General features: G+C 55.8%; 21 protein-coding genes. 12 read left to right on the top strand and 9 right to left on the bottom strand.

Translation table 11 applies throughout. The features are described from left to right. Positions 1 to 83: 83 nt before the first annotated feature. Complete coding sequence (gene tldD / locus MX657_RS20000) at positions 84 to 1,529, top strand: metalloprotease TldD (RefSeq protein WP_080328350.1); 1,446 nt, start codon at positions 84 to 86, stop codon at positions 1,527 to 1,529. Between the two features lie 60 nt (positions 1,530 to 1,589). Here the strand turns inward: tldD and aaeR are convergent, their stop codons facing one another. Continuing rightward, entirely contained in the window at positions 1,590 to 2,516 is a 927-nt protein-coding gene (aaeR, locus tag MX657_RS19995; RefSeq protein ID WP_080328349.1) for an HTH-type transcriptional activator AaeR, read from the bottom strand. Between the two features lie 179 nt (positions 2,517 to 2,695). On the opposite strand from aaeR, the gene aaeX reads away from it, so the two are divergent. The 5 genes from aaeX to MX657_RS19970 all read left to right on the top strand — a co-directional run bounded on the left by aaeX (position 2,696) and on the right by MX657_RS19970 (position 7,674). Continuing rightward, positions 2,696 to 2,899 (top strand): p-hydroxybenzoic acid efflux pump operon protein AaeX, encoded by a 204-nt coding sequence (gene aaeX, locus MX657_RS19990; protein WP_003860416.1) that lies wholly within the window; start codon positions 2,696 to 2,698, stop codon positions 2,897 to 2,899. 7 nt (positions 2,900 to 2,906) lie between these two features. Further along, positions 2,907 to 3,839: a p-hydroxybenzoic acid efflux pump subunit AaeA gene (gene aaeA / locus MX657_RS19985; RefSeq protein WP_080328379.1), complete on the top strand. Its 933-nt coding sequence runs from the start codon at positions 2,907 to 2,909 to the stop codon at positions 3,837 to 3,839. 5 nt (positions 3,840 to 3,844) lie between these two features. After that, on the top strand, positions 3,845 to 5,812 hold the full coding sequence (gene aaeB / locus MX657_RS19980; RefSeq protein ID WP_346806545.1) for a p-hydroxybenzoic acid efflux pump subunit AaeB: 1,968 nt from the start codon (positions 3,845 to 3,847) through the stop codon (positions 5,810 to 5,812). Positions 5,813 to 5,901: 89 nt separating this feature from the next. After that, positions 5,902 to 7,356 carry an NAD-dependent succinate-semialdehyde dehydrogenase gene (locus MX657_RS19975; protein ID WP_346806543.1) on the top strand — a complete coding sequence of 485 codons (1,455 nt, stop codon included), beginning with the start codon at positions 5,902 to 5,904 and terminating at the stop codon, positions 7,354 to 7,356. Between the two features lie 45 nt (positions 7,357 to 7,401). Continuing rightward, positions 7,402 to 7,674, top strand: coding sequence for a barstar family protein (locus MX657_RS19970; RefSeq protein ID WP_028014596.1), 273 nt, complete (start codon positions 7,402 to 7,404; stop codon positions 7,672 to 7,674). A 67-nt stretch (positions 7,675 to 7,741) separates the two neighbouring features. On the opposite strand, the gene yhcN (MX657_RS19965) is transcribed toward MX657_RS19970, so the two are convergent. The 3 genes from yhcN (MX657_RS19965) to argR form a co-directional block, all read right to left on the bottom strand. After that, positions 7,742 to 8,008: a peroxide/acid stress response protein YhcN gene (gene yhcN / locus MX657_RS19965; RefSeq protein WP_014885424.1), complete on the bottom strand. Its 267-nt coding sequence runs from the start codon at positions 8,006 to 8,008 to the stop codon at positions 7,742 to 7,744. A gap of 110 nt (positions 8,009 to 8,118) precedes the next feature. Next, on the bottom strand, positions 8,119 to 8,382 hold the full coding sequence (gene yhcN / locus MX657_RS19960) for a peroxide/acid stress response protein YhcN (RefSeq protein ID WP_014885423.1): 264 nt from the start codon (positions 8,380 to 8,382) through the stop codon (positions 8,119 to 8,121). Positions 8,383 to 8,757: 375 nt separating this feature from the next. Continuing rightward, entirely contained in the window at positions 8,758 to 9,228 is a 471-nt protein-coding gene (gene argR / locus MX657_RS19955) for a transcriptional regulator ArgR (protein ID WP_008502836.1), read from the bottom strand. Between the two features lie 397 nt (positions 9,229 to 9,625). On the opposite strand from argR, the gene mdh reads away from it, so the two are divergent. Beyond that, complete coding sequence (gene mdh, locus MX657_RS19950; RefSeq protein WP_014885422.1) at positions 9,626 to 10,564, top strand: malate dehydrogenase; 939 nt, start codon at positions 9,626 to 9,628, stop codon at positions 10,562 to 10,564. 62 nt (positions 10,565 to 10,626) lie between these two features. On the opposite strand, the gene degS is transcribed toward mdh, so the two are convergent. From degS to zapG, 3 genes are all read right to left on the bottom strand, one after another. Continuing rightward, the gene (gene degS / locus MX657_RS19945; protein WP_080328346.1) at positions 10,627 to 11,694 is read right to left on the bottom strand and encodes an outer membrane-stress sensor serine endopeptidase DegS; all 1,068 of its coding nucleotides are present in this window, start codon (positions 11,692 to 11,694) and stop codon (positions 10,627 to 10,629) included. Positions 11,695 to 11,786: 92 nt separating this feature from the next. Then, positions 11,787 to 13,154, bottom strand: a complete 1,368-nt coding sequence (gene degQ / locus MX657_RS19940; protein ID WP_080328345.1) for a serine endoprotease DegQ — start codon at positions 13,152 to 13,154, stop codon at positions 11,787 to 11,789. Positions 13,155 to 13,324: 170 nt separating this feature from the next. Then, complete coding sequence (gene zapG, locus MX657_RS19935) at positions 13,325 to 13,723, bottom strand: Z-ring associated protein ZapG (RefSeq protein ID WP_010436126.1); 399 nt, start codon at positions 13,721 to 13,723, stop codon at positions 13,325 to 13,327. 189 nt (positions 13,724 to 13,912) lie between these two features. Between zapG and zapE the strand changes: the two genes are divergently transcribed. From zapE to sspB, 5 genes are all read left to right on the top strand, one after another. Continuing rightward, positions 13,913 to 15,037 carry a cell division protein ZapE gene (gene zapE / locus MX657_RS19930; RefSeq protein WP_346806540.1) on the top strand — a complete coding sequence of 375 codons (1,125 nt, stop codon included), beginning with the start codon at positions 13,913 to 13,915 and terminating at the stop codon, positions 15,035 to 15,037. A 289-nt stretch (positions 15,038 to 15,326) separates the two neighbouring features. Continuing rightward, on the top strand, positions 15,327 to 15,755 hold the full coding sequence (gene rplM, locus MX657_RS19925) for a 50S ribosomal protein L13 (protein ID WP_003860434.1): 429 nt from the start codon (positions 15,327 to 15,329) through the stop codon (positions 15,753 to 15,755). Between the two features lie 15 nt (positions 15,756 to 15,770). After that, complete coding sequence (gene rpsI, locus MX657_RS19920) at positions 15,771 to 16,163, top strand: 30S ribosomal protein S9 (RefSeq protein WP_003860436.1); 393 nt, start codon at positions 15,771 to 15,773, stop codon at positions 16,161 to 16,163. Between the two features lie 308 nt (positions 16,164 to 16,471). Beyond that, positions 16,472 to 17,110 carry a stringent starvation protein SspA gene (sspA, locus tag MX657_RS19915; RefSeq protein ID WP_014885418.1) on the top strand — a complete coding sequence of 213 codons (639 nt, stop codon included), beginning with the start codon at positions 16,472 to 16,474 and terminating at the stop codon, positions 17,108 to 17,110. Positions 17,111 to 17,115: 5 nt separating this feature from the next. Next, entirely contained in the window at positions 17,116 to 17,613 is a 498-nt protein-coding gene (gene sspB / locus MX657_RS19910) for a ClpXP protease specificity-enhancing factor (protein ID WP_119916520.1), read from the top strand. A 27-nt stretch (positions 17,614 to 17,640) separates the two neighbouring features. Here the strand turns inward: sspB and MX657_RS19905 are convergent, their stop codons facing one another. Further along, on the bottom strand, positions 17,641 to 19,059 hold the full coding sequence (locus MX657_RS19905; RefSeq protein ID WP_119916496.1) for a glutamate synthase small subunit: 1,419 nt from the start codon (positions 19,057 to 19,059) through the stop codon (positions 17,641 to 17,643). A 9-nt stretch (positions 19,060 to 19,068) separates the two neighbouring features. Then, positions 19,069 to 23,529 carry a glutamate synthase large subunit gene (gene gltB / locus MX657_RS19900; RefSeq protein ID WP_119916495.1) on the bottom strand — a complete coding sequence of 1,487 codons (4,461 nt, stop codon included), beginning with the start codon at positions 23,527 to 23,529 and terminating at the stop codon, positions 19,069 to 19,071. Positions 23,530 to 24,214 lie beyond the last annotated feature (685 nt).

The following is a 24,214-nucleotide window of genomic DNA, read 5'->3' as shown; positions in this document are numbered from 1 at the left end:
TTGACGTGGGCAGGTAATTGCCTCACTCTCAATAAATACGATCTTTATACCGCCACGGGCGGCAACGAACGAGTAGCAATACGATGAGTCTGAACCTGGTAAGTGAACATTTGCTCGCAGCGAACGGCCTGAGCCATCAGGACCTGTTCTCCATTCTTGGTCAACTGACCGAACGCCGTCTCGACTACGGCGATCTCTATTTCCAGTCGAGCTATCACGAATCCTGGGTTTTAGAAGACAGCATCATCAAAGATGGCTCATATAACATCGACCAGGGCGTTGGCGTGCGCGCCATCAGCGGCGAAAAAACCGGTTTTGCCTATGCAGACCAGATTAGCCTTGCCGCGCTTGAGCAGAGCGCGCAGGCCGCGCGTACCATTGTGCGTGATGCGGGCGATGGCCGCGTAAAAACCCTGGGCGAAGTGCAGCATTCCGCGCTTTATACCAGCATCGACCCGCTGCAGAGCATGAGCCGCGAAGAGAAGCTGGACATTCTGCGTCGCGTGGACAAAGTGGCGCGCGCCGCCGACAAACGCGTGCAGGAAGTTTCCGCCAGCCTGAGCGGCGTGTATGAACTGATTCTGGTGGCGGCAACGGACGGCACTCTTGCTGCCGACGTCCGACCGCTGGTACGACTTTCCATCAGCGTGCAGGTTGACGACAACGGCAAACGCGAGCGCGGCTCAAGCGGCGGCGGCGGTCGTTTCGGCTATGACTGGTTCCTGGGCGACGTTGACGGCGAAGCGCGCGCTGACGCGTGGGCTAAAGAAGCCGTGCGCATGGCGCTGGTGAATTTGAATGCCGTCGCGGCCCCGGCCGGGACATTCCCGGTGGTGCTGGGCGCAGGCTGGCCTGGCGTGCTGCTGCACGAGGCGGTGGGCCACGGTCTGGAGGGTGATTTCAACCGTCGCGGAACGTCCGTATTCAGCGGTCAGATCGGGCAGCTCGTCTCCTCTGAGCTGTGTACCGTAGTGGATGATGGCACCATGCCTGACCGCCGCGGCTCGATTTCTATCGACGATGAAGGTACGCCAGGCCAGTACAACGTGCTGATCGAAAACGGCGTGCTGAAAGGCTACATGCAGGACAAACTCAACGCGCGTCTGATGGGCGTTGCGCCAACGGGCAATGGCCGTCGTGAATCCTACGCGCACTTGCCGATGCCGCGCATGACCAACACCTATATGCTTCCGGGCAAATCCACGCCGCAGGAGATTATCGAATCCGTGGATTACGGTATCTTCGCGCCAAACTTTGGCGGCGGCCAGGTGGACATCACCTCCGGTAAATTTGTCTTCTCCACCTCAGAAGCGTACCTGATTGAGAAGGGCAAGGTGACCAAAGCGGTGAAGGGCGCAACCCTGATTGGCTCCGGCATTGAGGCCATGCAGCAGATTTCCATGGTCGGTAACGATCTGAAGCTGGATAACGGCGTGGGTGTTTGCGGTAAAGAAGGCCAGAGTCTGCCGGTTGGCGTGGGTCAGCCAACGCTGAAGGTTGATAACCTGACGGTGGGCGGCACGGCGTAATTTTCCCCCCTCATCCCGGCTCTCTCCCCGTTGGGGAGAGGGTTAGGGTGAGGTGAAAGCCTACTCTTTCCTTCTCCCCCGCATCCCCTGAAACAGCTCCGCCACTTCCACAAAATAGTCCGTCAGATAGTTAATACAGACCTGCACCTTCAGCGGCAGCTTGTCCTTTTCGGTATACAGGGCATAGACTGGACGCGGATCGGACTGGTAGCGCGGGAAGAGGATCTCCAGCACGCCGCTGTTGATCTCATTGATCACCCACATCAGCGGCACGTAGGCGATCCCGGCGCCGGCCACCAGCCAGCGCGAAATGGTCATCGGATCGTTGGTGACGAAGCGGCCTTCTGGCAGCAGTTTGGTAGAGATCCCTTCCGGGGCAATCAGCTCAAATTCATTATCGGGGCGGACGCTGTACTCCAGCCACGAGTGGTTAGCGAGATCGGCAGGTTTCTCCGGCACACCGTACTGCGCCAGATAGCTCTTCGAGGCGCAGACCACCATCGGCATGCTGCCCAGCCGACGCGAGAACAGGCTGGAGTCCTGCAACGCGCCGACGCGGATCACCACGTCCAGCCCGTCTGCGATCAGATCCGGCGCAGGTATCCCCGTCACCAGATTCACCGTCAAGCCCGGATACTCCTTCAGCATTTCCGCCGTCATGGCAGCGAGAACATTTTGTGCCATAGTTGAAGAACACCCTATGCGCAGCGTGCCGATAGGCGTGTTGTTGAACGCATAAAGCTGTTCGTGGACATCCTGCACTTCATGCAGCATGCGGCGACAGCCCTGATAGTAAATTTTACCGGCTTCCGTCAGCCCAATGCTGCGGGTGCTGCGGTTGAGCAGCTTAACCTGCAGTTCATCTTCCAGTTTGGATACCGTCTGGCTGATGGAAGAGACGCTCATCTGAAGCTGGCGCGCCGCGGCAGTAAATGAGCCGAGTTCAACCACTTTGGCGAAGACGGACATGCGTTTTAAACGTTCCATTGTTCACTCTGGCTTAAAAGTGATTTAGATCACATATGATAGATAACAGCATAACAGTTACGTTAATATATTATTAATTACATAACGGCTGCGCCATTCTCGCCCGGCGTTTCTTGCTCTCCCGCGATGGCGTGCGCTTAAAAATTCTGAAGCCTGCACTCTCTCTTATCAAGGTCAACATGAGTCTGTTTCCCGTTATCGTGGTGTTCGGTCTGTCGTTCCCACCGATATTTTTCGAGCTTCTTTTATCACTGGCGATCTTCTGGCTGGTGCGCAAGGTGCTGGTCCCGACCGGGATCTACGATTTCGTCTGGCACCCTGCATTGTTCAATACCGCGCTGTATTGCTGCCTGTTTTACCTGATATCGCGCATGTTTGTCTGAGGTTGATGTGAAAACGCTAACAAGAAAAATCTCCCGCACCGCCATTACCATGGCGCTGGTTATCCTCGCGTTCATCGCTATTTTCCGCGCCTGGGTTTATTACACTGAATCACCGTGGACGCGTGACGCGCGTTTTAGCGCCGACGTTGTTGCTATCGCACCCGACGTGGCCGGTCTTATCACGGCAGTTAACGTTCACGATAACCAGCTGGTGAAGAAAGATCAGGTGCTGTTCACTATCGACCAGCCTCGTTATCAGAAGGCGCTGGAGGAGGCGGAAGCGGACGTGGCCTATTACCAGGCGCTGGCCGCGGAGAAACGCCGTGAGGCTGGCCGCCGCAACCAGCTGGGCGTTCAGGCCATGTCCCGTGAAGAGATTGACCAGTCCAACAACGTGCTGCAAACCGTGCTGCACCAGCTGGCGAAAGCGCAGGCAACGCGCGATCTGGCGAAGCTCGACCTGGAGCGTACCGTAATCCGCGCGCCGTCCGATGGCTGGGTGACCAACCTCAACGTCTATGCCGGGGAGTTCATTACCCGTGGCTCAACCGCCGTGGCGCTGGTTAAGCAGAACTCCTTCTACGTGCTCGCCTATATGGAAGAGACCAAGCTGGAGGGCGTGCGTCCTGGGTATCGCGCAGAAATCACGCCGCTTGGCAGTAACCGCGTCTTTAAAGGCACCGTCGACAGCGTCGCCGCAGGGGTGACCAACTCCAGCAGCTCTAACGATGCAAAAGGGATGGCGACGGTGGATTCCAATCTCGAGTGGGTGCGTCTGGCCCAGCGCGTGCCGGTGCGTATTCATCTCGATGAACAGCAGGGCAACCTGTGGCCAGCGGGGACCACGGCGACGGTGGTGATTACCGGTGAAAAAGATCGGGATGCCAGCCAGGACTCCCTCTTCCGTAAGATTGCCCATCGCCTGCGCGAGTTTGGTTAATCGTCATGGGTATCTTTTCCATCGCCAGCCAGCACATTCGCTTCGCCGTTAAGCTGGCGTGTGCCATTGTCCTGGCGCTGTTCGTCGGCTTTCACTTCCAGCTGGAAACTCCTCGCTGGGCAGTGCTCACCGCTGCGATTGTCGCTGCGGGCCCTGCCTTCGCTGCGGGTGGAGAACCTTACTCTGGCGCGATCCGCTATCGCGGGATGCTGCGTATCATCGGGACCTTTATCGGCTGTTTTGCGGCGCTGACCATTATTATTCTGATGATCCGCACGCCGCTGCTGATGCTGATGGTGTGCTGTATCTGGGCGGGCTTCTGCACCTGGATTTCATCTCTGGTGAAAGTCGAGAACTCCTACGCCTGGGGGCTGGCGGGCTATACCGCGCTGATTATTGTTATCACCATCCAAAGCGAACCGCTGCTCGCGCCGCAGTTTGCCGTAGAGCGCTGCAGCGAGATTGTGATTGGTATTGTCTGTGCGATCGTGGCAGATTTGCTTTTCTCCCCACGCTCGATCAAGCAAGAGGTGGATCGCGCGCTGGACGCGCTGATGGTTGCCCAGTATCAACTGATGCAGCTCTGCATTAAACACGGCGACAGCGAAGAGGTGGACAAAGCCTGGAGCGGGCTGGTTCGTCGTACGCAGGCGCTGGAAGGAATGCGCAGCAATCTTAATATGGAGTCATCGCGCTGGGCACGGGCGAATCGTCGTCTTAAGGCTCTGAATACCGTCTCCTTAACGCTGATTACCCAGGCGTGCGAAACCTATCTTATCCAGAACACCCGCCCGGAAGCGGTCACTGATACATTCCGCGAGCTGTTTGCCGAGCCGGTGGAGACGGTGCAGGACGTGCATAAGCAGCTTAAGCGAATGCGTAGGGTGATTGCCTGGACCGGGGAACGCGATACCCCGGTGACGATCTACACCTGGGTCGGGGCCGCAACGCGTTATCTGCTGCTTAAGCGCGGCGTGATCGGCAACACCAAAATCAGCGCGGCGGAAGAAGAGGTGCTCCAGGGGGAAGTGGTGATCAAGGCGGAATCTGCCGAGCGTCATCACGCGATGGTCAACTTCTGGCGTACGACGCTTGCCTGCATGCTCGGCACGCTGTTCTGGCTGTGGACGGGCTGGACGTCCGGCAGCGGCGCGATGGTGATGATTGCCGTCGTGACCGCACTGGCGATGCGTCTGCCTAACCCGCGCATGGTCGCCATTGATTTCCTCTACGGCACCATTGCCGCTCTGCCAATAGGCGCGCTCTATTTCCTGGTCATCATCCCCTCGACGCAACAGAGCATGCTGCTGCTCTGTATCAGCCTGGCGGTGATGGCGTTCTTTATCGGCATTGAAGTGCAAAAGCGCCGCCTGGGATCGCTGGGGGCGCTGGCGAGTACGATCAACATCATCGTGCTGGATAACCCGATGACCTTCCATTTCAGCCAGTTCCTCGACAGCGCGCTGGGTCAGCTGGTGGGCTGCTTCCTGGCGATGATGGTGATTCTGCTGGTACGGGATAACTCGCAGGCAAGAACGGGCCGCGTATTGTTGAACCAGTTCGTGTCGGCGGCCGTATCGTCGATGACCACCAATACCGCGCGCCGTAAAGAGAACCACCTGCCCGCGCTCTACCAGCAGCTGTTTTTACTGCTGAACAAGTTCCCGGGCGACATTGCGAAGTTCCGCCTGGCATTAACCATGATTATTGCGCACCAGCGTCTGCGTAACGCGCCGGTACCGATTAACGACGATCTGTCGGCTTTCCACCGCCAGCTGCGTCGCACCGCCGACCATGTGCTTTCCGCCAGCAGTGATGACAAACGCCGTCGTTACTTTACTCAACTGCTTGAAGAGCTCGATATCTATCAGGAAAAACTCAAGCACTGGGAGGCTCCGCCTCAGGTGACCGAGCCGGTAGGGCGGCTGGTGTTTATGCTGCATCGCTATCAGAATGCCCTTACGGATAACTGACCGACGTAAAAAAACCGACGCCAAAAGCGCCGGTTTTTTTGTGGCTATACTTATTCCAGCACGTACTTACATTCAGGAAGGGAGGACACATGACGACTCAGGCGCTTCAGGACAACACCCTTTTTCAGACCGGTTATCTGGTCAATGGCATCTGGAAAACGCTGGACACAACGTTTGATGTGCTGAACCCCGCGACCGGTGAGGTCATCGCTAAAGTTGCGAAAGCGGGTAAAGCGCAAACCGAAGAAGCTATCGCAGCGGCCACCAAAGCCTTCCCGGCATGGCGTGCCAAAACCGCAAAAGAGCGTTCGGCCATTCTGTACCGCTGGTACGAACTGATTATTGAGAATAAAAGCTGGCTCGGGCGGTTAATGACCACCGAGCAGGGTAAGCCCCTGAAAGAAGCGGAAGGGGAAGTGGAGTACGCTGCCAGCTTTATCCAGTGGTTTGCCGAAGAGGCCAAGCGCGCGAACGGTGAAATTATTCCGCCGATCAAGCCCGGCTCGCGCATTCTGGCGACCCGTGAACCCATCGGCGTCGTCGCGGCCATCACGCCGTGGAACTTCCCGATGGCGATGCTCACCCGTAAATTAGGTCCGGCGCTGGCAGCCGGGTGCACCGGGGTGATCAAACCGGCCAACAACACGCCGCTCAGCGCCTTTGCGCTGCTGACGCTGGCAAAACAGGCGGGCGTGCCGGATGGCGTGCTCAACGCGGTGGCCGGAAATACCCATGAAATCAGCGATGCGATCATGGCCAGCCACGACGTGCGTAAAATCTCCTTTACCGGTTCGACCTCCGTCGGCAAAACGCTGGTGCGCAACGCCGCAGAAACCATGAAAAAAGTCTCGATGGAGCTGGGGGGAAATGCCCCGTATATCGTCTTTGAGGATGCGGACATCGAGGCTGCGGTAAAAGGCGCGATCGCCAATAAATTCCGCAATGCGGGGCAGGTCTGCGTCAGCGTGAACCGCTTCTACATTCAGGAAACCGTCTACGACAAGTTTGTGAATAAGCTCGCTGATGCGGTTAATGCCCTTAAGGTGGGGAATGGCCTTGAGGACGGCGTCGTCGTCGGGCCGCTGATTGAATCCGCCGCGGTCGACAAGGTCCGTGAGCATGTTGAAGATGCGGTCGCACGAGGGGCGACCGTGCTGGCGGGCGGCAAACCCCATCCGCTGGGCGGTAATTTCTGGATGCCAACCGTGCTGGGCGACTGTCACGAAGGCATGAAGCTGGCAGAAGAAGAGACGTTTGGCCCGGTTGCGGCGTGTTTCCGCTTCACCTCGGAAGATGAAGTCATCCAGCGCGCGAATAACACGCCTTACGGGCTGGCGGCTTACTTCTACACCCAGAACCTTTCCCGGGTTTTCCGCGTTTCACAGGCCATTGAGAGCGGGATGATTGGTATTAACGAGTGCGCCGTTTCCACCGAACTGGGGCCTTTCGGCGGCATAAAAGAGTCCGGTCTTGGACGTGAGGGATCCGTGCTGGGGCTGGAAGAGTATCTGGAAGTTAAAACCCTGCATATCGGGGGATTATAATAGACAGGGCGGCATCTGCCGCCCGCCTGGACTGGGTGGCTGGCAATGAAAACCTATACCTTTGATTTTGACGAGATCGACAGTCAGGAAGACTTCTATCGGGAATTTATCCGGGCGTTTGATCTTGAACGGGAAAGCGTGACGAATCTGGATACGCTGTGGGACGTGGTCACCGGCAGCATGCTGCCGCTACCGCTGGAGATTGAGTTTATCCATCTGCCCGATAAGTTGCGCAGACGTTTCGGCGCGCTGATATTACTCTTCGATGAAGCGGAAGAAGAGCTGGAAGGACAGCTGCGTTTCAATGCGCGCCACTGATTAAGCACAAAAAAAGCCCCTGACCAGAAGGCCAGGGGCAAGTCGTATGATGAGATACGACGAGGGTTTATTTATACAGTTCAGCCGTGGCATGCCAGTGGTCGCCCTGATTCAGTTCGGTGACGCGATAGCTGCTGGCGCCCGCTTTCTCAGCTTTGGCGGCCAGTTCCTGACGAATGTCCATCGGGGAGCCGGTGACAGACGTGACGGAGACGCTGCCCATACGCTGCAGATTTTGTGCCTGATCGGCATTAACTTGCTGTACGGCTGCGCTTGCGCCGAAAGAGAGAACGGATGCCAGACCCAGGGTTGCGATGATCAATTTGGTTTTCATAGTTTTTACTCCTGAACAGGTTTTTTGCTCAACGGCGAGAAGGGTTGAACTGCTATTTTTATGCCTGGTGCCGTTGAGTGGAGAATTACGTCTTCAGTGATTACTAAAACTTATTTGTACAGCTCGGCGGTGGCGTGCCAGTGGTCACCGGAACGTGCTTCGATGATGCGATAGGATGACGCACCTTTTTCTTCCGCTTTTTTGTTCAGCATCTCATGCATGTCCATTGGAGACGTGCCAACAGCGCCGACAGAAACCGTACCGATTGCCTCACGGGATTGCGCCTGGTCAGCATTAATAGCATCAGCCGCGAAAGCACCGAAGGACAGGACAGACAGGACGCTCAGCGCCGCTACAGTAGTTTTGATTTTCATGATTCTTACCTCGTCGAATTTTTTAGTGGGGTCTTGTTTCGTGACCCTCATCACAAAATCAAGTATACACTAATAACGGTAAAAATTAATACCAGGCTAATGGTTTCCTTTGTTATTACGTGTTAACTACGCTCTTTTTTATAACCAAATTGCATAAAATTGGCTGTTATTTGTTCACTCAGAGGTGCTATGTCTAAGAAAATCATATGGATATGCTATTTTGATTTTTTGTGCGATTTTTTGATTTGGCATTCACTGTGTGAATGTTAATGGGCAGTAAAAAGCACTATTTGTCAAAGCAAGAGGCAGACGAATAGAAGGGAAAACAGGGTGAGAGCAGAACGATCCCCGCAGCGGAACCGCGGGGAGAGGGGATTACAGTTCCTGTTCGAACAGAACCAGAATCGCTTCGTGGAGATCTTTCACGGAGAAGCCGCTGGCCGGTGTGGTAAAGATGGTGTCATCACCGGCGATGGTGCCGAGGATCCCCTCCGTTTTACCCAACGAGTCCAGCATGCGGGCAATCAGCTGCGCGGCACCCGGGCTTGTGTGGATGACCACAACGGCGTCGTTATAGTCGATATCCAGAACCAGATTCTTGAGCGGGCTGGAGGTGGTCGGCACGCCAAGTTCTGCCGGCAGGCAATAGACCATCTCCATCTTGGCGTTGCGGGTACGCACCGCGCCAAACTTGGTTAACATGCGGGAGACTTTCGACTGGTTGATGTTATCGAAGCCTTGTTCCTGCAGCGCCTGAACAATTTCTCCCTGAGAACTGAATTTCTCTTCTTTAAGTAGCGCCTTAAAGGCTTTTACTAATTCTTCTTGCTTAGACGAGCTTCGCATAAGTCACCCGGAAATGGACGATAGAAACAACATTATTATGCATGTGGATGAATTTTTATGCAAATTATCTACTCAGCGCCAGGCTGAAATAATGTTATGAAAGGGAGTGATTTTATCAGATTTCGTTATCAGAAAACATGCCTGGGTCACGCGATGCAAATAAGCTTAAAAGTAAATTAAATGTTATCAAAATGATGTTGTTTTGGTGGCGTGGCAGGGTGTATTGTAACCACCTCTTAATTCGTTGCCATCTGTCATCAGATAGCTTTCTGGTGAGAGATAAAGTCGTGTGACCTCAAATTCTTTAGCTTCGAAAATTGTAATTAAAGACATGCTGATTTAAGGTCGCGGCAACGGATTTACAGATACTTAAGTTAACCATAATAAGGAGTTTAGGATGAAAGTCGCAGTCCTCGGCGCTGCTGGTGGTATCGGCCAGGCGCTTGCCCTACTACTGAAAACCCAACTGCCTTCAGGCTCAGAACTCTCCCTGTACGATATTGCTCCGGTAACCCCAGGTGTGGCGGTTGACCTGAGCCACATCCCGACCGCTGTAAAAATCAAAGGTTTCTCCGGTGAAGATGCACGTCCTGCGCTGCAGGGCGCTGATGTGGTGCTGATTTCTGCAGGCGTGGCGCGTAAGCCAGGCATGGATCGTTCAGACCTGTTCAACGTCAACGCGGGCATCGTGAAAAACCTGGTGCAGCAGATCGCTGAAGTGTGCCCGAAAGCATGCATCGGTATCATCACTAACCCGGTGAACACCACCGTTGCTATCGCAGCAGAAGTGCTGAAGAAAGCGGGTGTGTACGACAAAAACAAACTGTTCGGCGTGACCACGCTGGATATCATCCGTTCCAACACCTTCGTTGCTGAGCTGAAAGGCAAACAGCCAACAGAAGTGGAAGTGCCGGTTATCGGTGGCCACTCTGGTGTGACCATTCTGCCTCTGCTGTCGCAGATCCCGGGCGTGAGCTTCACCGAGCAGGAAGTGGCTGACCTGACCAAACGTATCCAGAACGCGGGCACCGAAGTGGTGGAAGCGAAGGCGGGTGGCGGTTCTGCAACCCTGTCTATGGGCCAGGCGGCTGCACGTTTCGGTCTGTCACTGGTTCGCGCCCTGCAGGGCGAGAAAGGCGTTGTTGAATGCGCTTACGTTGAAGGCGACGGCGAACATGCCCGCTTCTTCTCTCAGCCGCTGCTGCTGGGCAAAAACGGTATCGAAGAGCGTAAGTCTATCGGTACGCTGAGCGCGTTTGAACAAAACGCGATGGAAGGCATGCTGGACACGCTGAAGAAAGATATCACCCTGGGCGAAGAGTTCGTTAACAAGTAAAACGAAGCGCCACCCGGCAAAAAAAACCGAAGCACTTACTGGCTTCGGTTTTTTTATGGCTGTTAGTTTGTTGCCGGGTATTCCTGAATCGTCACATGCAGCGTCATTTTCTTATCGTTGCGCATGACCTCAACAGGGATGATAGAGCCAGGGCGAATTTCGGCCACCTGGTCCATTGTCTCCAGCGCAGAGACCGCTGGCGTGCCGTTGACCGACACAATGACATCGTTGACCTGAATCCCCGCGTTTGCCGCCGGACCGCCCGGTGCCACCTCGTTGACCACAATACCCTGAATCTGATCGATACCGCCGCCCTGAGTATGCATCGGTGCAATTTCGCGCCCGCCGATACCGATATAGCCGCGGATCACGCGTCCGTCGCGGATCAGCTTATCCATAATCTTGGTCGCCAGCTGGAACGGAATAGCAAAGCCGATTCCTTCCGGTGTCTCGCCATCGTTACTTTTATCGAACGAGAGGGTATTAATGCCCATCAGTTCGCCCAACGAGTTGACCAGCGCGCCACCGGAGTTACCGTGGTTGATTGACGCATCCGTCTGCAGGAAGTTCTGCCGCCCTGACGGGTTGAGGCCAATGCGGCCGGTTGCGCTGATAATCCCCTGGGTAATCGTCTGGCCGAGGTTATAAGGGTTACCGATTGCCAGGACGACATCACCAATATGAGGCGTGCGTTTACGGTTGATCGGAATGACCGGCAAGCCGCCCGTGGCGTTAATCTTCAGGACGGCCAGGTCGGTCAGGCTGTCTGAACCTACAAGCAACGCCTCAAACACGCGGCCATCCTGCAGGGCGACGATGATCTGGTCGGCATCGTTGATCACGTGTTTGTTCGTAATAATGTAGCCGCGCTCGTCCATAATCACCCCGGAACCGAGGGTGCGGATCTCCAGCTGGTTATGCGCTGAGCTATTGAGGCCGCGGTTATACACGTTAACCACGGCAGGGGCGGCGCGGCGAACGGCCTGGTTATAGGTCGCTGGCGTTTCATCCGTGCTGTCGAACTGGGGTGCTGACAGCTTATTAAACTGACGCAAAGACGGCATCGCCAGCAGCAGCAGGCCAGCGACAATCAAACCGATGACAATGGAACGTAAGAGCTTTAAAAGCATGATGCGCGTGTCGTGAAAAAAGGAACGATTTGCAGCATAACATGAGTTATCCGGACATCACACGCAGCGGTGATGTCCGGGATCGCAAATGCTTAGCGCAACAGAATGTAGATTGACTCATTGCCACGCATGACCTGCAGGGCAATGACCGCCGGTTTACTCTCCAGCACCTTGCGCAGTTCGGCAATGGACTGCACGCGATTGCGGTTCACGCCAATGATCACATCTTCCTGATGCAATCCGGCCTGAGCGGCAGGGCTGCTCTTCTCGACGGTGTCGATGCGAATGCCTTTCGTACCGTCTTTCAACTGCCCGTCGCTTAGCGTTGCTCCCTGCAGCGCCGGGGCGATAAGCTCCGCACTGGCAGAGGACGAGGTGCTCTTGTCGAGCGTTACTTCGACGTTCAGCGGCTTACCGTCACGGATCAGGCCCAGCTTCACTTTGGCCCCCGGTTCGGTGGTGGCGATACGCGAACGCAGCTCAGCAAAGCTGCTCAGCGGCTTGTCGTTAAGGCTGACGATCACATCGCCCGATTTGATGCCTGCTTTTGCCGAGCCGGAGTTTGGCAGCACTTCGCTGACAAACGCACCGCGTTGCACGTTGATATTGAACGCTTTCGCGATATCCGCGCTCATCTCCATGCCTTTAATACCCAACAACCCACGCTTGACTTCGCCGAACTGGATAAGCTGCTGCGCCAGCGTTTGTGCCATATTGCTCGGGATAGCAAAGCCGATCCCAACGCTGCCGCCGCCCGGCGCCAGAATCGCCGTGTTAATGCCGATCAGCTCGCCGTTAAGGTTGAGTAACGCTCCGCCAGAGTTCCCACGGTTGATTGAGGCATCGGTCTGGATGAAGTTTTCCAGCCCTTCCAGATTCAGGCCGCTACGCCCCAGCGCCGAGATAATACCGGAGGTGGCGGTTTGCCCTAAACCAAAGGGGTTGCCCACGGCAACGGCAAAATCACCGACGCGCAGTTTGTCGGAATCCGCAATGGCAATCTGGGTCAGGTTGCTTGGGTTCTGCACCTGCAACAGCGCAATGTCGCTCTGGTCATCGCCGCCAATCAGTTTAGCGTCAAATTCGCGGCCATCGTTCAGCTGAACGCTGATTTTATCGGCCTGGCTGATGACATGATTGTTGGTCAGAATATAGCCTTTAGCCGCATCAATGATGACGCCAGAACCCAGGCCTTCAAAAGGCTGAGCCTGCTGGTTGGGGGACTCATCGCCAAAATATTTTTTCAGTTCTTCCGGTACGCGCTGGCTTTGCACCGCCGTGCCTTCTACCTGAACGCTCACGACCGCGGGCAACACTTTTTCCAGCATTGGCGCGAGGCTTGGAATGGCTGCCTGTCCCGGCACCTGCGAAGGTAGCGCCGCACCGGCAGGGTAGGATGCCGAGAGAGATAACCCGACACTTAACGCTAAAGCGCTCAACAGCTGGTTTTTTTTCTTCATTGATGCTGACTCTCGTATCCTGGAATGAAAGAAGAACGACCCACAATCATGATGATGTTATTGAATTTTATAACGCTGAACAATGAGGTGTTTGACTAAATAATAGCTGGGGACGGGAAGAAAGGACGGGCGCAAGAGATGCGCCCGTAAAATATATTCACGTTGTGCGATTAATCGCGTTTTGCGCCACCGCGCAGCAGGCCGGACGCGCCGTCAGAGTAGTCGCGTGGCATCTGGACCGGCGCCTGATCGTTACCGGCCTCTGAGTCTGCCAGACGGTTACGGAACGGGTTAGTTTCCGCTGTCATTTCCGGCAGCAGGCTGCTGGAGCTTTTCGCCATATGCTGATACAGCTGACGGTAGTCGGTCGCCATGTTGTCCAGCAGCTCGGCGCTACGGGCAAAGTGGCTGACCAGCTCTTCGCGATACTCTTCCAGCTCTGCTTTATTCTTTTCCAGTTCGTACTGCAGTGACTGCTGCTGACGCAATTTGCGGTTACCGAAACGCATGGCCACAGCACCGATCACGATGCCGACGACTAAACCGATTAGCGCATATTCCCAGGTCATGAACTTCTCCCGTTGTCTTGTTGTTCCGTAGGGTGTTGGCTCGGCTCCTGCCTGTGCCTGATAATGCCACTATAACCGCTATTTCCGCAGAAGTGGAATCCTGACGTATCATCGCGTAGTGTAGAACGGCCTTTTTTTCACCAGTCACGCCTGCCGGTGAGCGTTAATTGAAGGAATAACAATAAGATTATGCAAAACCTGTCCCCTGCATCGCGATATCAACTGGCCCTTAGCGAGGGTACGCACCAACCGGATGACGTTCAACGTGAGGCGGTAAACCGTCTGGAGACGATTTATCAGGAACTCACGGCAAAACCCGATGAAATAGAACAAAGTGGTGGGCTCAAGGCCGTATTTGGACGCTTGCTCGGCAAAAAAGCACCGCAGGCCCACGCGCCGGTGCACGGTTTATATATGTGGGGCGGCGTCGGGCGCGGAAAAACCTGGCTGATGGATCTCTTTTATCTCAGCCTGCCGGGCGCGCGTAAACAGCGCCTGCACTTCCATCGGTTTATGCTCCGGGTGCATGAGGAGCTAACCGCGCTGCAGGGCAAAAGCGATCCGCTGGAGATTGTGGCCGACAGGTTCAAGGCGGAAACGGACGTGCTCTGCTTCGATGAGTTTTTTGTTTCTGATATCACCGACGCCATGCTGTTAGGCGGCCTGATGAAGGCGTTGTTTGCCCGCGGGATCACGCTCGTTGCCACGTCGAATATCCCGCCAGATGAACTCTATCGCAACGGCCTGCAGCGGGCGCGCTTCCTGCCCGCCATCGATGCCATCAAGCAGCACTGCGACATCATGAATGTCGACGCGGGTGTTGATTACCGTCTGCGCACGTTAACGCAGGCGCACCTGTGGCTTTCGCCGTTAAACGCCGACACCACCCGCGAGATGGATAAACTCTGGCTGGCGCTGGCGGGCGCAAAACGGGATAACGCACCGACGCTGGAGATTAACCATCGTCCGTTGCCCACCCTTGGTGTAGAAAACCAAACGCTGGCGGTCTCTTTTGCGACGCTCTGCGTGGATGCCCGCAGCCAGCATGACTACATTGCGCTTTCACGCCTGTTCCACACCGTGATGATGCTGGATGTGCCGGTGATGACGCGGCTGATGGAAAGTGAAGCGCGGCGCTTCATTGCGCTGGTGGATGAGTTTTACGAGCGCCACGTCAAGCTGGTGGTCAGCGCCGAGGTGCCTTTATACGAGATCTACCAGGGCGAGCGGCTGAAGTTTGAGTTCCAGCGCTGCCTCTCGCGCCTGCAGGAGATGCAGAGCGAGGAATACCTGAAGCTGGAACATATGCGATAAATGCCCCCCTCTCCCTGTGGGAGAGGGGCTGGGGGGGAGGGCATCAGACCGCACAAACTCGTCCCCCGAAAAACCCATTCCAAATCACATTTAAGGGTCGATCTTTGACCTCAACTTCTCTATAATCTTGCGACCCCACGTTACGAGAAGGTTTTTTTCCCGAAACTTTCTATGTGTCGGCATGTGCTATTCGAAGGGGTAGGTTTGCCGGACTTTGTCGTGTGAACCTCAACTGACTAAACGTTTGGGTGTTCACCAACGTGTAACTTATTATTTGGGTAAGCTTTTAATGAAAACTTTTACAGCTAAACCAGAAACCGTACAGCGCGACTGGTATGTTGTTGACGCGACCGGTAAAACTCTGGGCCGTCTGGCTACTGAACTGGCTCGTCGCCTGCGCGGTAAGCATAAAGCGGAATACACTCCGCACGTTGATACCGGTGATTACATCATCGTTCTGAACGCTGACAAAGTTGCTGTTACCGGCAACAAGCGTACTGACAAAATGTACTACCACCACACCGGCCACATCGGTGGTATCAAAGAAGCGACCTTTGAAGAGATGATTGCCCGCCGTCCTGAGCGTGTGATTGAAATCGCGGTTAAAGGCATGCTGCCAAAAGGCCCGCTGGGTCGTGCTATGTTCCGTAAACTGAAAGTTTACGCAGGCAACGAGCACAACCACGCGGCACAGCAACCGCAAGTTCTTGACATCTAATCGGGATTATAGGCAATGGCTGAAAATCAATACTACGGCACTGGTCGCCGCAAAAGTTCCGCAGCTCGCGTTTTCATCAAACCGGGCAGTGGTAAAATCGTAATCAACCAGCGTTCTCTGGAACAATACTTCGGTCGCGAAACTGCCCGCATGGTAGTTCGCCAGCCGCTGGAACTGGTTGATATGGTAGAAAAACTGGATCTGTACATCACCGTTAAAGGTGGTGGTATCTCCGGTCAGGCAGGTGCGATCCGTCACGGTATCACCCGCGCTCTGATGGAGTACGACGAATCCCTGCGTTCTGAACTGCGTAAAGCTGGCTTCGTTACTCGTGACGCTCGTCAAGTTGAACGTAAGAAAGTGGGTCTGCGTAAAGCACGTCGTCGTCCACAGTTCTCCAAACGTTAATCCATTCTGCTTACGCAGAACGATTGGCGAAAAACCCGCTTCGGCGGGTTTTTTTATGGATAATGCGCAGGTTATCCACAGTAACATTTCATATATCTTCTCTTTTTCCACATTTCCAGAATCCCCTCACCACAAAGCCATCAAAATCTGGTAAACTATCATCCAATTTTCTGCCCAAATATCGGTGAATACTCGCTTTTTGTTCGATTCTTGAACAATGTGTCTTCTCTGGGATGGGCGATACAACATCTGGCTGGCCCCTGTTGGGCTGGTAGCAGTAAAAATTCTGAATATACCTGGAGGTTTTCATGGCTGTCGCTGCCAACAAACGTTCGGTAATGACGCTGTTTTCTGGTCCTACTGACATTTATAGCCATCAGGTTCGTATCGTGCTGGCCGAGAAGGGTGTCAGTTTTGAGATCGAGCATGTGGAAAAGGATAACCCGCCTCAGGATCTGATCGATCTCAACCCGAGCCAAAGCGTACCGACGCTGGTGGATCGCGAGCTGACCCTGTGGGAATCCCGTATCATTATGGAATACCTGGATGAGCGTTTCCCGCATCCGCCGCTGATGCCTGTTTACCCTGTTGCGCGTGGTGAAAGCCGCCTGTACATGCAGCGTATCGAAAAAGACTGGTACTCGCTGATGAACGTCATCACCAGCGGCTCCGCTTCCGAAGCCGACGCTGCGCGTAAGCAACTGCGTGAAGAGCTGCTGGCAATTGCCCCTGTGTTTGGTCAGAAACCGTTCTTCCTGAGCGATGAGTTCAGCCTGGTTGATTGCTACCTGGCTCCGCTGCTGTGGCGTCTGCCAACCCTGGGCGTAGAGTTCAGCGGCCCAGGCGCGAAAGAGCTGAAAGGCTACATGACTCGCGTATTTGAGCGCGACTCTTTCCTGGCATCTTTAACTGAACCGGAACGTGAAATGCGTCTCGGCCGAGGCTAATGACTGTGGAAATGTCACAACTTACCCCACGCCGTCCGTATCTGCTGCGCGCCTTCTATGAATGGCTGCTGGATAACCAGCTCACGCCGCACCTGGTTGTGGATGTGACGTTGCCGGGCGTGCTGGTGCCGATGGAATACGCGCGTGACGGACAGATCGTACTGAACATTGCACCGCGTGCGGTGGGCAACCTGGAACTGGCAAACGACGAAGTGCGCTTTAACGCGCGTTTCGGCGGCGTGCCGCGTCAGGTTTCCGTACCACTGGCTGCGGTGCTGGCAATCTACGCGCGTGAAAACGGTGCGGGTACCATGTTTGAGCCGGAAGCGGCATACGATGAAGATGTTGCCAGCCTGAATGATGATGAAGGCATCACCGCCAGCGAAAGCGAAACGGTAATGTCTGTAATTGATGGCGACAAGCCCGATCGTGAGGACGACAACGATCCTGATGACGATCCGCCACCGCGCGGTGGCCGTCCGGCTCTTCGCGTCGTGAAATAAAAAACAGGCCCAATCGGGCCTGTTTTTTTATACTTCCAGGTAGTTCAGTATACCATCTGCGGCTTTGCGCCCTTCGGCAATCGCCGTCACCACCAGGTCAGAACCGCGAACGATATCGCCACCGGCAAAGATTTTCGGGTTGCTGGTCTGGAATGCGTTATCGCTGCCCTCTGGCGCGATTACGCGGCCCTGTGAATCCAGCTCCACGCTGTGCTTCGCCAGCCACTCCATGCTGTGAGGGCGGAAACCAAACGCCATCACCACGGCATCGGCCGGGATCACATGCTCAGAGCCTGCGACGATCTCCGCGCGACGACGGCCTTTTGCATCCGGCGCGCCCATCTCCGTGCGCGCCATCTTCACGCCGCTCACTTTACCGTTGGCATTCACTTCAATACCCAGAGGCTGGATGTTGAACTGGAACTCCACGCCCTCTTCACGCGCGTTTTTCACTTCGCGCTTAGAGCCCGGCATGTTCTCTTCGTCACGACGGTAGGCGCAGATGACGTGCGCCGCATTCTGACGAATGGACGTACGCACGCAGTCCATCGCGGTATCACCGCCGCCCAGCACCACCACGCGTTTGCCTTCCATGCTGACGTATGGCTCATCGGCCGTTTCGCCATAGCCCATGATCTGCTTGGTGTTGGCAATCAGGAACGGCAGGGCATCATAAACGCCCGGCGCGTCTTCGTTCTCCAGACCGCCGCGCATGGACTGATAGGTGCCAACGCCCAGGAACACGGCGTCGTAATCCTTCAGCAGGTCGTCGAGCTGCACGTCGCGGCCCACTTCCACGTTCAGTTTGAACTCAATGCCCATGCCGGTGAAGATTTCACGGCGACGGGTCATGACCTCTTTTTCCAGCTTGAACGCCGGGATGCCGAAGGTCAGCAGACCGCCGATTTCCGGATGACGGTCAAAAACCACCGCCTTCACGCCGTTGCGGGTCAGCACGTCAGCACAGGCCAGGCCCGCCGGGCCCGCACCGATGATGGCCACGCGTTTGTCGGTTTGACGCACGCCGGTCATATCCGGACGCCATCCCATCTCGAACGCTTTATCATTGATATAGCGCTCGATGTTGCCGATGGTCACCGCGCCGAACTCGTCGTTCAGCGTACAGGAGCCTTCGCACAGACGGTCCTGAGGGCACACGCGGCCACACACTTCCGGCAGGGTGTTGGTCTGGTGAGACAGCTCGGCGGCTTCAAAAATACGCCCCTCGTTGGCGAGCTTCAGCCAGTTCGGGATGTAGTTATGTACCGGACATTTCCATTCGCAGTAAGGGTTACCGCAGGACAGGCAGCGGTCTGCCTGTGCCTTGGCCTGGCCTTCTGAAAACGGCTCGTAGATTTCAACAAATTCAATTTTGCGGATCTTCAGCGGTTTCTTTGGCGGATCAACACGCTGCAGGTCGATAAACTGGTATACGTTCTGGCTCATCTGAATTCCTTACTGCGCCTGCACGCGCAGCTCTGCTGCGCTACGACTACGGTGACCCAACAGGGCTTTAACATCGCTGGACTTCGGCTTAACCAGCGCGAATTTCGCAGAGAACGCCGGCCAGTTCGCCAGGATCTCTTCGCCGCGCGAAGAACCGGTATGCTGCACGTGTTCGGTAATCAAACCGCGCAGGTGTTCTTCGTGGATGGCCAGCGTATCAACGTCCAGCACTTCCACCAACTCCGGGTTCACGCGTTTGCGGAACTCACCGTCTTCATCCAGGACGTACGCAAAACCGCCCGTCATGCCTGCGCCAAAGTTCACGCCGGTTTTACCCAGAACGCAAACAATCCCGCCCGTCATGTATTCACAGCCGTTATCGCCAATGCCTTCCACCACGGTGATCGCACCGGAGTTACGCACCGCAAAACGCTCGCCCGCACGACCTGCGGCGAACAGACGACCACCGGTCGCGCCGTAGAGACAGGTGTTACCGATAATGCTCGCTTCATGGCTGCGGAAGGCTGAGCCGACCGGAGGACGCACCGCCAGCAAACCGCCCGCCATGCCTTTGCCGACGTAGTCGTTGGCATCGCCGGTAAGATACAGCTCAACGCCACCTGCGTTCCATACGCCGAAGCTCTGACCCGCGGTACCGCTGAAGTGCGCGGTAATCGGATCCGCTGCCAGCCCCTGGTCACCGTGCGTCTGCGCGATGTAGCCAGAGAGCGACGCGCCCACGGAACGGTCGGTGTTGCGGATATCAAACCAGAACGTTTTGCTCTGCTTGTCGTCCACGTACGGCTTCGCCTGCTGCAGCAGCTGCGCGTTCAACACGCCGTTATCGAACGGCGGGTTGTTTTCGGTGCAGTAGACCGCTTTGCCAGGATGCGGCTGCGCGGTTTCCAGCAGCTTGCTCAGCTCCAGCTTCTGCTGCTTCGCCGTGAAGCCTTCCAGCTCTTTCAGCAGGTCGGTGCGGCCAATCAGGTCTACCAGACGCTTCACGCCCAGCTGCGCCATCAGCTCGCGGGTTTCACGGGCGATGAAGTCAAAGTAGTTGGTCACCTTGAACGGCAGGCCATGATAGTGGTTCTTACGCAGCTTCTCGTCCTGGGTTGCAACGCCGGTTGCGCAGTTGTTCAGGTGGCAAATACGCAGGTATTTACAGCCGAGCGCAACCATCGGGCCGGTACCGAAGCCGAAGCTTTCCGCGCCGAGGATCGCTGCCTTGATGATGTCGAGGCCGGTTTTCAGGCCGCCGTCCACCTGCAGACGGATCTTGTGGCGCAGACCGTTAGCGACCAGCGCCTGCTGGGTTTCCACCAGGCCAAGCTCCCACGGGCAGCCCGCGTATTTCACGGACGAGAGCGGGCTTGCGCCGGTGCCGCCGTCGTAGCCGGCGATGGTGATGAGATCCGCATAGGCTTTCGCTACGCCGGTAGCGATAGTGCCGACGCCCGGTTCGGAAACCAGCTTCACGGAGATCATCGCTTTCGGGTTGACCTGTTTCAGGTCGAAAATCAGCTGCGCCAGATCCTCGATAGAGTAGATATCGTGGTGCGGCGGCGGGGAGATCAGCGTCACGCCCGGTACGGAGTAGCGCAGTTTGGCGATGTATGGGGTAACTTTATCACCCGGCAACTGACCGCCTTCGCCCGGTTTAGCACCCTGAGCGACTTTAATCTGAATCACGTCGGCGTTGACCAGGTACGCAGGCGTTACGCCAAAGCGACCGGATGCCACCTGCTTGATACGGGACACTTTGTTGGTGCCGTAACGTGCCGGATCTTCGCCGCCTTCGCCGGAGTTGGAATTACCGCCGATGCTGTTCATGGCTTCCGCCAGCGCTTCGTGGGCTTCCGGGCTCAACGCGCCGATGGACATCGCTGCGGTATCGAAGCGTTTGAACAGTTCGGACGCAGGCTCAACGTCGTCAATGCTGACCGCTTCATCGCCCGGATTGAGGGCAATAAGGTCGCGCAGCGTCGCCGCCGGACGGTTGTTCACCAGCTCTGCGTACTGCTGGTAATCACTGTATTCGCCGCTCTGCACCGCCTGCTGCAGCGTGCGCACCACGTCCGGGTTGTAGGCGTGATACTCGCCACCATGAACGTATTTCAGCAGACCGCCCTGATCCAGCGGCTTACGTGCCAGCCAGGCGCGTTTTGACAGGTTCACCAGATCCTGCTGGAAGTCAGCAAAACCGGCCCCGCCTATGCGGCTGACCACGCCCTGGAAGCAGAGGTTCGCCACGTCGTCGTGCAGGCCGACCGCTTCAAACAGCTTCGAGCAGCGGTAGGAGGCAATGGTCGAGATGCCCATTTTGGACATGATCTTGTACAGGCCTTTGTTGATGCCGTTACGGTAGTTCAGCATCACGGCACGGTAGTCTTTGTCGATGGCGCGGGTGTCCACCAGACGGGCCAGCGTTTCGTAGGCCAGGTACGGGTAGATCGCCGTCGCACCAAAGCCTAACAGCACGGCGAAGTGGTGCGGGTCGCGGGCGCTGGCGGTTTCCACAATGATGTTGGCGTCGCAGCGCAGGCTCTTATCGACCAGACGCGTCTGGATAGCGCCAACCGCCATCGGGGCAGGTACCGGCAGACGGTTTTTCGCGATATTACGGTCGGACAGCACCAGCAGCACGGTACCGTTACGCACCATCTGCTCGGCTTTGTCGCACAGCGCATTCACCGTCTCTTCGAGGCTCGCTTCGGTCACGTCGAACGTAATGTCGAGCGTGTCGGCGCGGTAGTGCTCCTCGGTCATGGTGGTGAGCTGTTTGAAATCAGAGTACAGCAGGATCGGCGATTTAAAGGTCAGACGGTGCGCCTGGCCTTCGGCTTCGCAGAAGACGTTCATCTCGCGGCCGATGCTGGTTGCCAGCGACATTACGTGGGCTTCACGCAGCGGATCGATTGGCGGGTTAGTGACCTGCGCGAACTGCTGGCGGAAGTAGTCGTAAATAATGCGCGGCTGGCTGGAGAGCACGGCAAACGGGGTATCGTCACCCATCGAGCCGACCGCTTCCTGGCCGTTTTCACCCAGTACGCGAATAACCGAGTCCAGCTCTTCCGCGCTGTAGTTAAACTGTTTCTGGAAGCTTGCAAGCGTATCGTCGTCCATCTCGCGGCTGCCCACTTCTTCGTCCGGCAGATCCTCAAACGGCACCAGACGACGCACGTTTTTCGCCATCCATTCTTTATACGGATGGCGGCTCTTCAGATCGTTGTCGGTTTCAGCGGAATGCAGAATACGGCCGCCGCGGGTGTCGATAACCATCAGCTCGCCCGGGCCAACGCGGCCTTTCTCAACCACTTCGTCAGGCTGGTAATCCCAGATCCCAACTTCAGAGGCGCAGGTGATGAGTTTGTCTTTGGTGATGACGTAGCGCGCCGGACGCAGGCCGTTACGGTCCAGGTTACAGGCAGCGAAGCGACCGTCGGACATGACGATACCCGCCGGGCCGTCCCACGGTTCCATGTGCATGGAGTTAAAGTCGAAGAACGCGCGCAGTTCAGGGTCCATGTCCGGGTTGTTCTGCCATGCTGGTGGCACGAGCAGACGCATGGCGCGCACGATGTCCATACCGCCCGCCAGCAGCAGTTCCAGCATGTTATCCATGGAGCTGGAGTCAGAGCCGGTTTCGTTCACGAACGGCGCGGCATCGTGCAGGTCAGGGATCAGCGGAGTCTGGAACTTATAGGTACGGGCGCGTGCCCACTGGCGGTTACCGGTGATGGTGTTGATCTCGCCGTTGTGCGCCAGGTAGCGGAACGGCTGCGCCAGCGGCCAGCGTGGCACGGTGTTGGTGGAAAAGCGCTGGTGGAACAGGCAAATGGCCGATTCCAGACGCAGGTCAGCCAGGTCCAGGTAGAAGCGCGGCAGGTCAGCCGGCATACACAGACCTTTATAGATGTTCACCAGGTTAGAGAGGCTACAGACGTAGAACTCTTTATCGTCCTGAAGGCGTTTTTCAATGCGGCGACGGGCAATAAACAGACGGCGTTCCATATCGCGCGGACGCCAGCCCGCAGGCGCGTTAACAAAAATCTGTTCAATACGAGGCAGCGAGGAGAGGGCGATTTCACCGAGCACCCCTTCGTTAGTTGGCACATCGCGCCAGCCGACAATCGACAGGGTTTCGCGCTGAAGTTCTTCTTCAACGATGCGGCGTGAGGCGGCAGCTTTTTCAGGATCCTGATTCAGGAACAGCATGCCGACAGCGTAGTTTTTGGCTAAACGCCAGCCGCGCTCTTCCGCCACGATGCGGAAGAAACGATCCGGTTTTTGCAGCAGCAGGCCGCAACCGTCGCCGGTTTTACCATCGGCAAGAATAGCGCCACGGTGCTGCATACGGGCCAGTGCGTGAATAGCAGTACGCACTACCTTGTGGCTAGGTTCGCCTTCTATGTGGGCGATCAGGCCGAAACCACAGTTATCCTTCTCAAGGGATTTATCGTACAACATATCAGTGAACCTCCCCAGGCTCGTCGGGCTTCCCACTGAACTTTACCGTGGCGCACAGGCACAGAAAGAGCATGGCGACGGGGTTTGCGTTTCATACGCGGACCTCGCATTCGCCCTCTTTTTCATCCTTTCGCGCAGGTAAACAAGTTTGAGGACTTGCTTCAGAGGGAATCTCAATTACTGCATAAATATGATGAGCAGGCCGCTCATCCAGAAAGCTTCCAGCGGATTTCCAACTTATCGGGAATTGGTACACAGGTCAAATGGCAATCTTATTTATACAAATATGTGCTAAAGAGGTGGCATCTATTTGTTTTAAAAAGATATTTAACTATTTTTATAACCATCGAAAGGCCAGGGGAGCCGTGAAGGAGTGTGATCTGACTCACTATCTGAAAGCGGTATTATCGATGCAGCATGCTGAAATGCTGATTTATAGCAGAATAATAATCTGGTTATGTATTCAAGCCCGCATAAAATCACTGTTTTTCAGTGTTGCCGCTATAAATGAAAAAAACAATCAGAACATAAGGAAAAGTAATCACCGGTAGCGTGAATGAAATTGCAGTAATCCTGAGTATTTATTCATATAGATAAAGGCCGTCCAGGGCGATTGATCCAGGTCATCGCCGACAGAGGCTAAAAATGGCAGGCTTGTCCCCTTTCTTCGGGACGGTCTATCAGA

It is taken from the genome of Enterobacter chuandaensis (assembly GCF_039718975.1).
Classification (GTDB): domain Bacteria; phylum Pseudomonadota; class Gammaproteobacteria; order Enterobacterales; family Enterobacteriaceae; genus Enterobacter; species Enterobacter chuandaensis.
The sequence above is the reverse complement of the archived record's forward strand: the minus strand, read 5'-3'. Positions and strand labels throughout refer to the sequence as shown.

Excerpts from the sequence above, each read along its gene's own strand:
- argR (WP_008502836.1), bottom strand. The coding sequence starts at position 9,228 with ATGCGAAGCTCGTCTAAGCAAGAAGAATTAGTAAAAGCCTTTAAGGCG.
- zapE (WP_346806540.1), top strand. The coding sequence starts at position 13,913 with ATGCAAAACCTGTCCCCTGCATCGCGATATCAACTGGCCCTTAGCGAG.
- degS (WP_080328346.1), bottom strand. The coding sequence starts at position 11,694 with ATGCTTTTAAAGCTCTTACGTTCCATTGTCATCGGTTTGATTGTCGCT.
- mdh (WP_014885422.1), top strand. The coding sequence starts at position 9,626 with ATGAAAGTCGCAGTCCTCGGCGCTGCTGGTGGTATCGGCCAGGCGCTT.
- MX657_RS19905 (WP_119916496.1), bottom strand. The coding sequence starts at position 19,059 with ATGAGCCAGAACGTATACCAGTTTATCGACCTGCAGCGTGTTGATCCG.
- tldD (WP_080328350.1), top strand. The coding sequence starts at position 84 with ATGAGTCTGAACCTGGTAAGTGAACATTTGCTCGCAGCGAACGGCCTG.
- sspA (WP_014885418.1), top strand. The coding sequence starts at position 16,472 with ATGGCTGTCGCTGCCAACAAACGTTCGGTAATGACGCTGTTTTCTGGT.
- rplM (WP_003860434.1), top strand. The coding sequence starts at position 15,327 with ATGAAAACTTTTACAGCTAAACCAGAAACCGTACAGCGCGACTGGTAT.
- aaeR (WP_080328349.1), bottom strand. The coding sequence starts at position 2,516 with ATGGAACGTTTAAAACGCATGTCCGTCTTCGCCAAAGTGGTTGAACTC.
- aaeB (WP_346806545.1), top strand. The coding sequence starts at position 3,845 with ATGGGTATCTTTTCCATCGCCAGCCAGCACATTCGCTTCGCCGTTAAG.
- MX657_RS19975 (WP_346806543.1), top strand. The coding sequence starts at position 5,902 with ATGACGACTCAGGCGCTTCAGGACAACACCCTTTTTCAGACCGGTTAT.
- degQ (WP_080328345.1), bottom strand. The coding sequence starts at position 13,154 with ATGAAGAAAAAAAACCAGCTGTTGAGCGCTTTAGCGTTAAGTGTCGGG.
- rpsI (WP_003860436.1), top strand. The coding sequence starts at position 15,771 with ATGGCTGAAAATCAATACTACGGCACTGGTCGCCGCAAAAGTTCCGCA.
- aaeX (WP_003860416.1), top strand. The coding sequence starts at position 2,696 with ATGAGTCTGTTTCCCGTTATCGTGGTGTTCGGTCTGTCGTTCCCACCG.
- yhcN (WP_014885423.1), bottom strand. The coding sequence starts at position 8,382 with ATGAAAATCAAAACTACTGTAGCGGCGCTGAGCGTCCTGTCTGTCCTG.
- yhcN (WP_014885424.1), bottom strand. The coding sequence starts at position 8,008 with ATGAAAACCAAATTGATCATCGCAACCCTGGGTCTGGCATCCGTTCTC.
- zapG (WP_010436126.1), bottom strand. The coding sequence starts at position 13,723 with ATGACCTGGGAATATGCGCTAATCGGTTTAGTCGTCGGCATCGTGATC.
- gltB (WP_119916495.1), bottom strand. The coding sequence starts at position 23,529 with ATGTTGTACGATAAATCCCTTGAGAAGGATAACTGTGGTTTCGGCCTG.
- MX657_RS19970 (WP_028014596.1), top strand. The coding sequence starts at position 7,402 with ATGAAAACCTATACCTTTGATTTTGACGAGATCGACAGTCAGGAAGAC.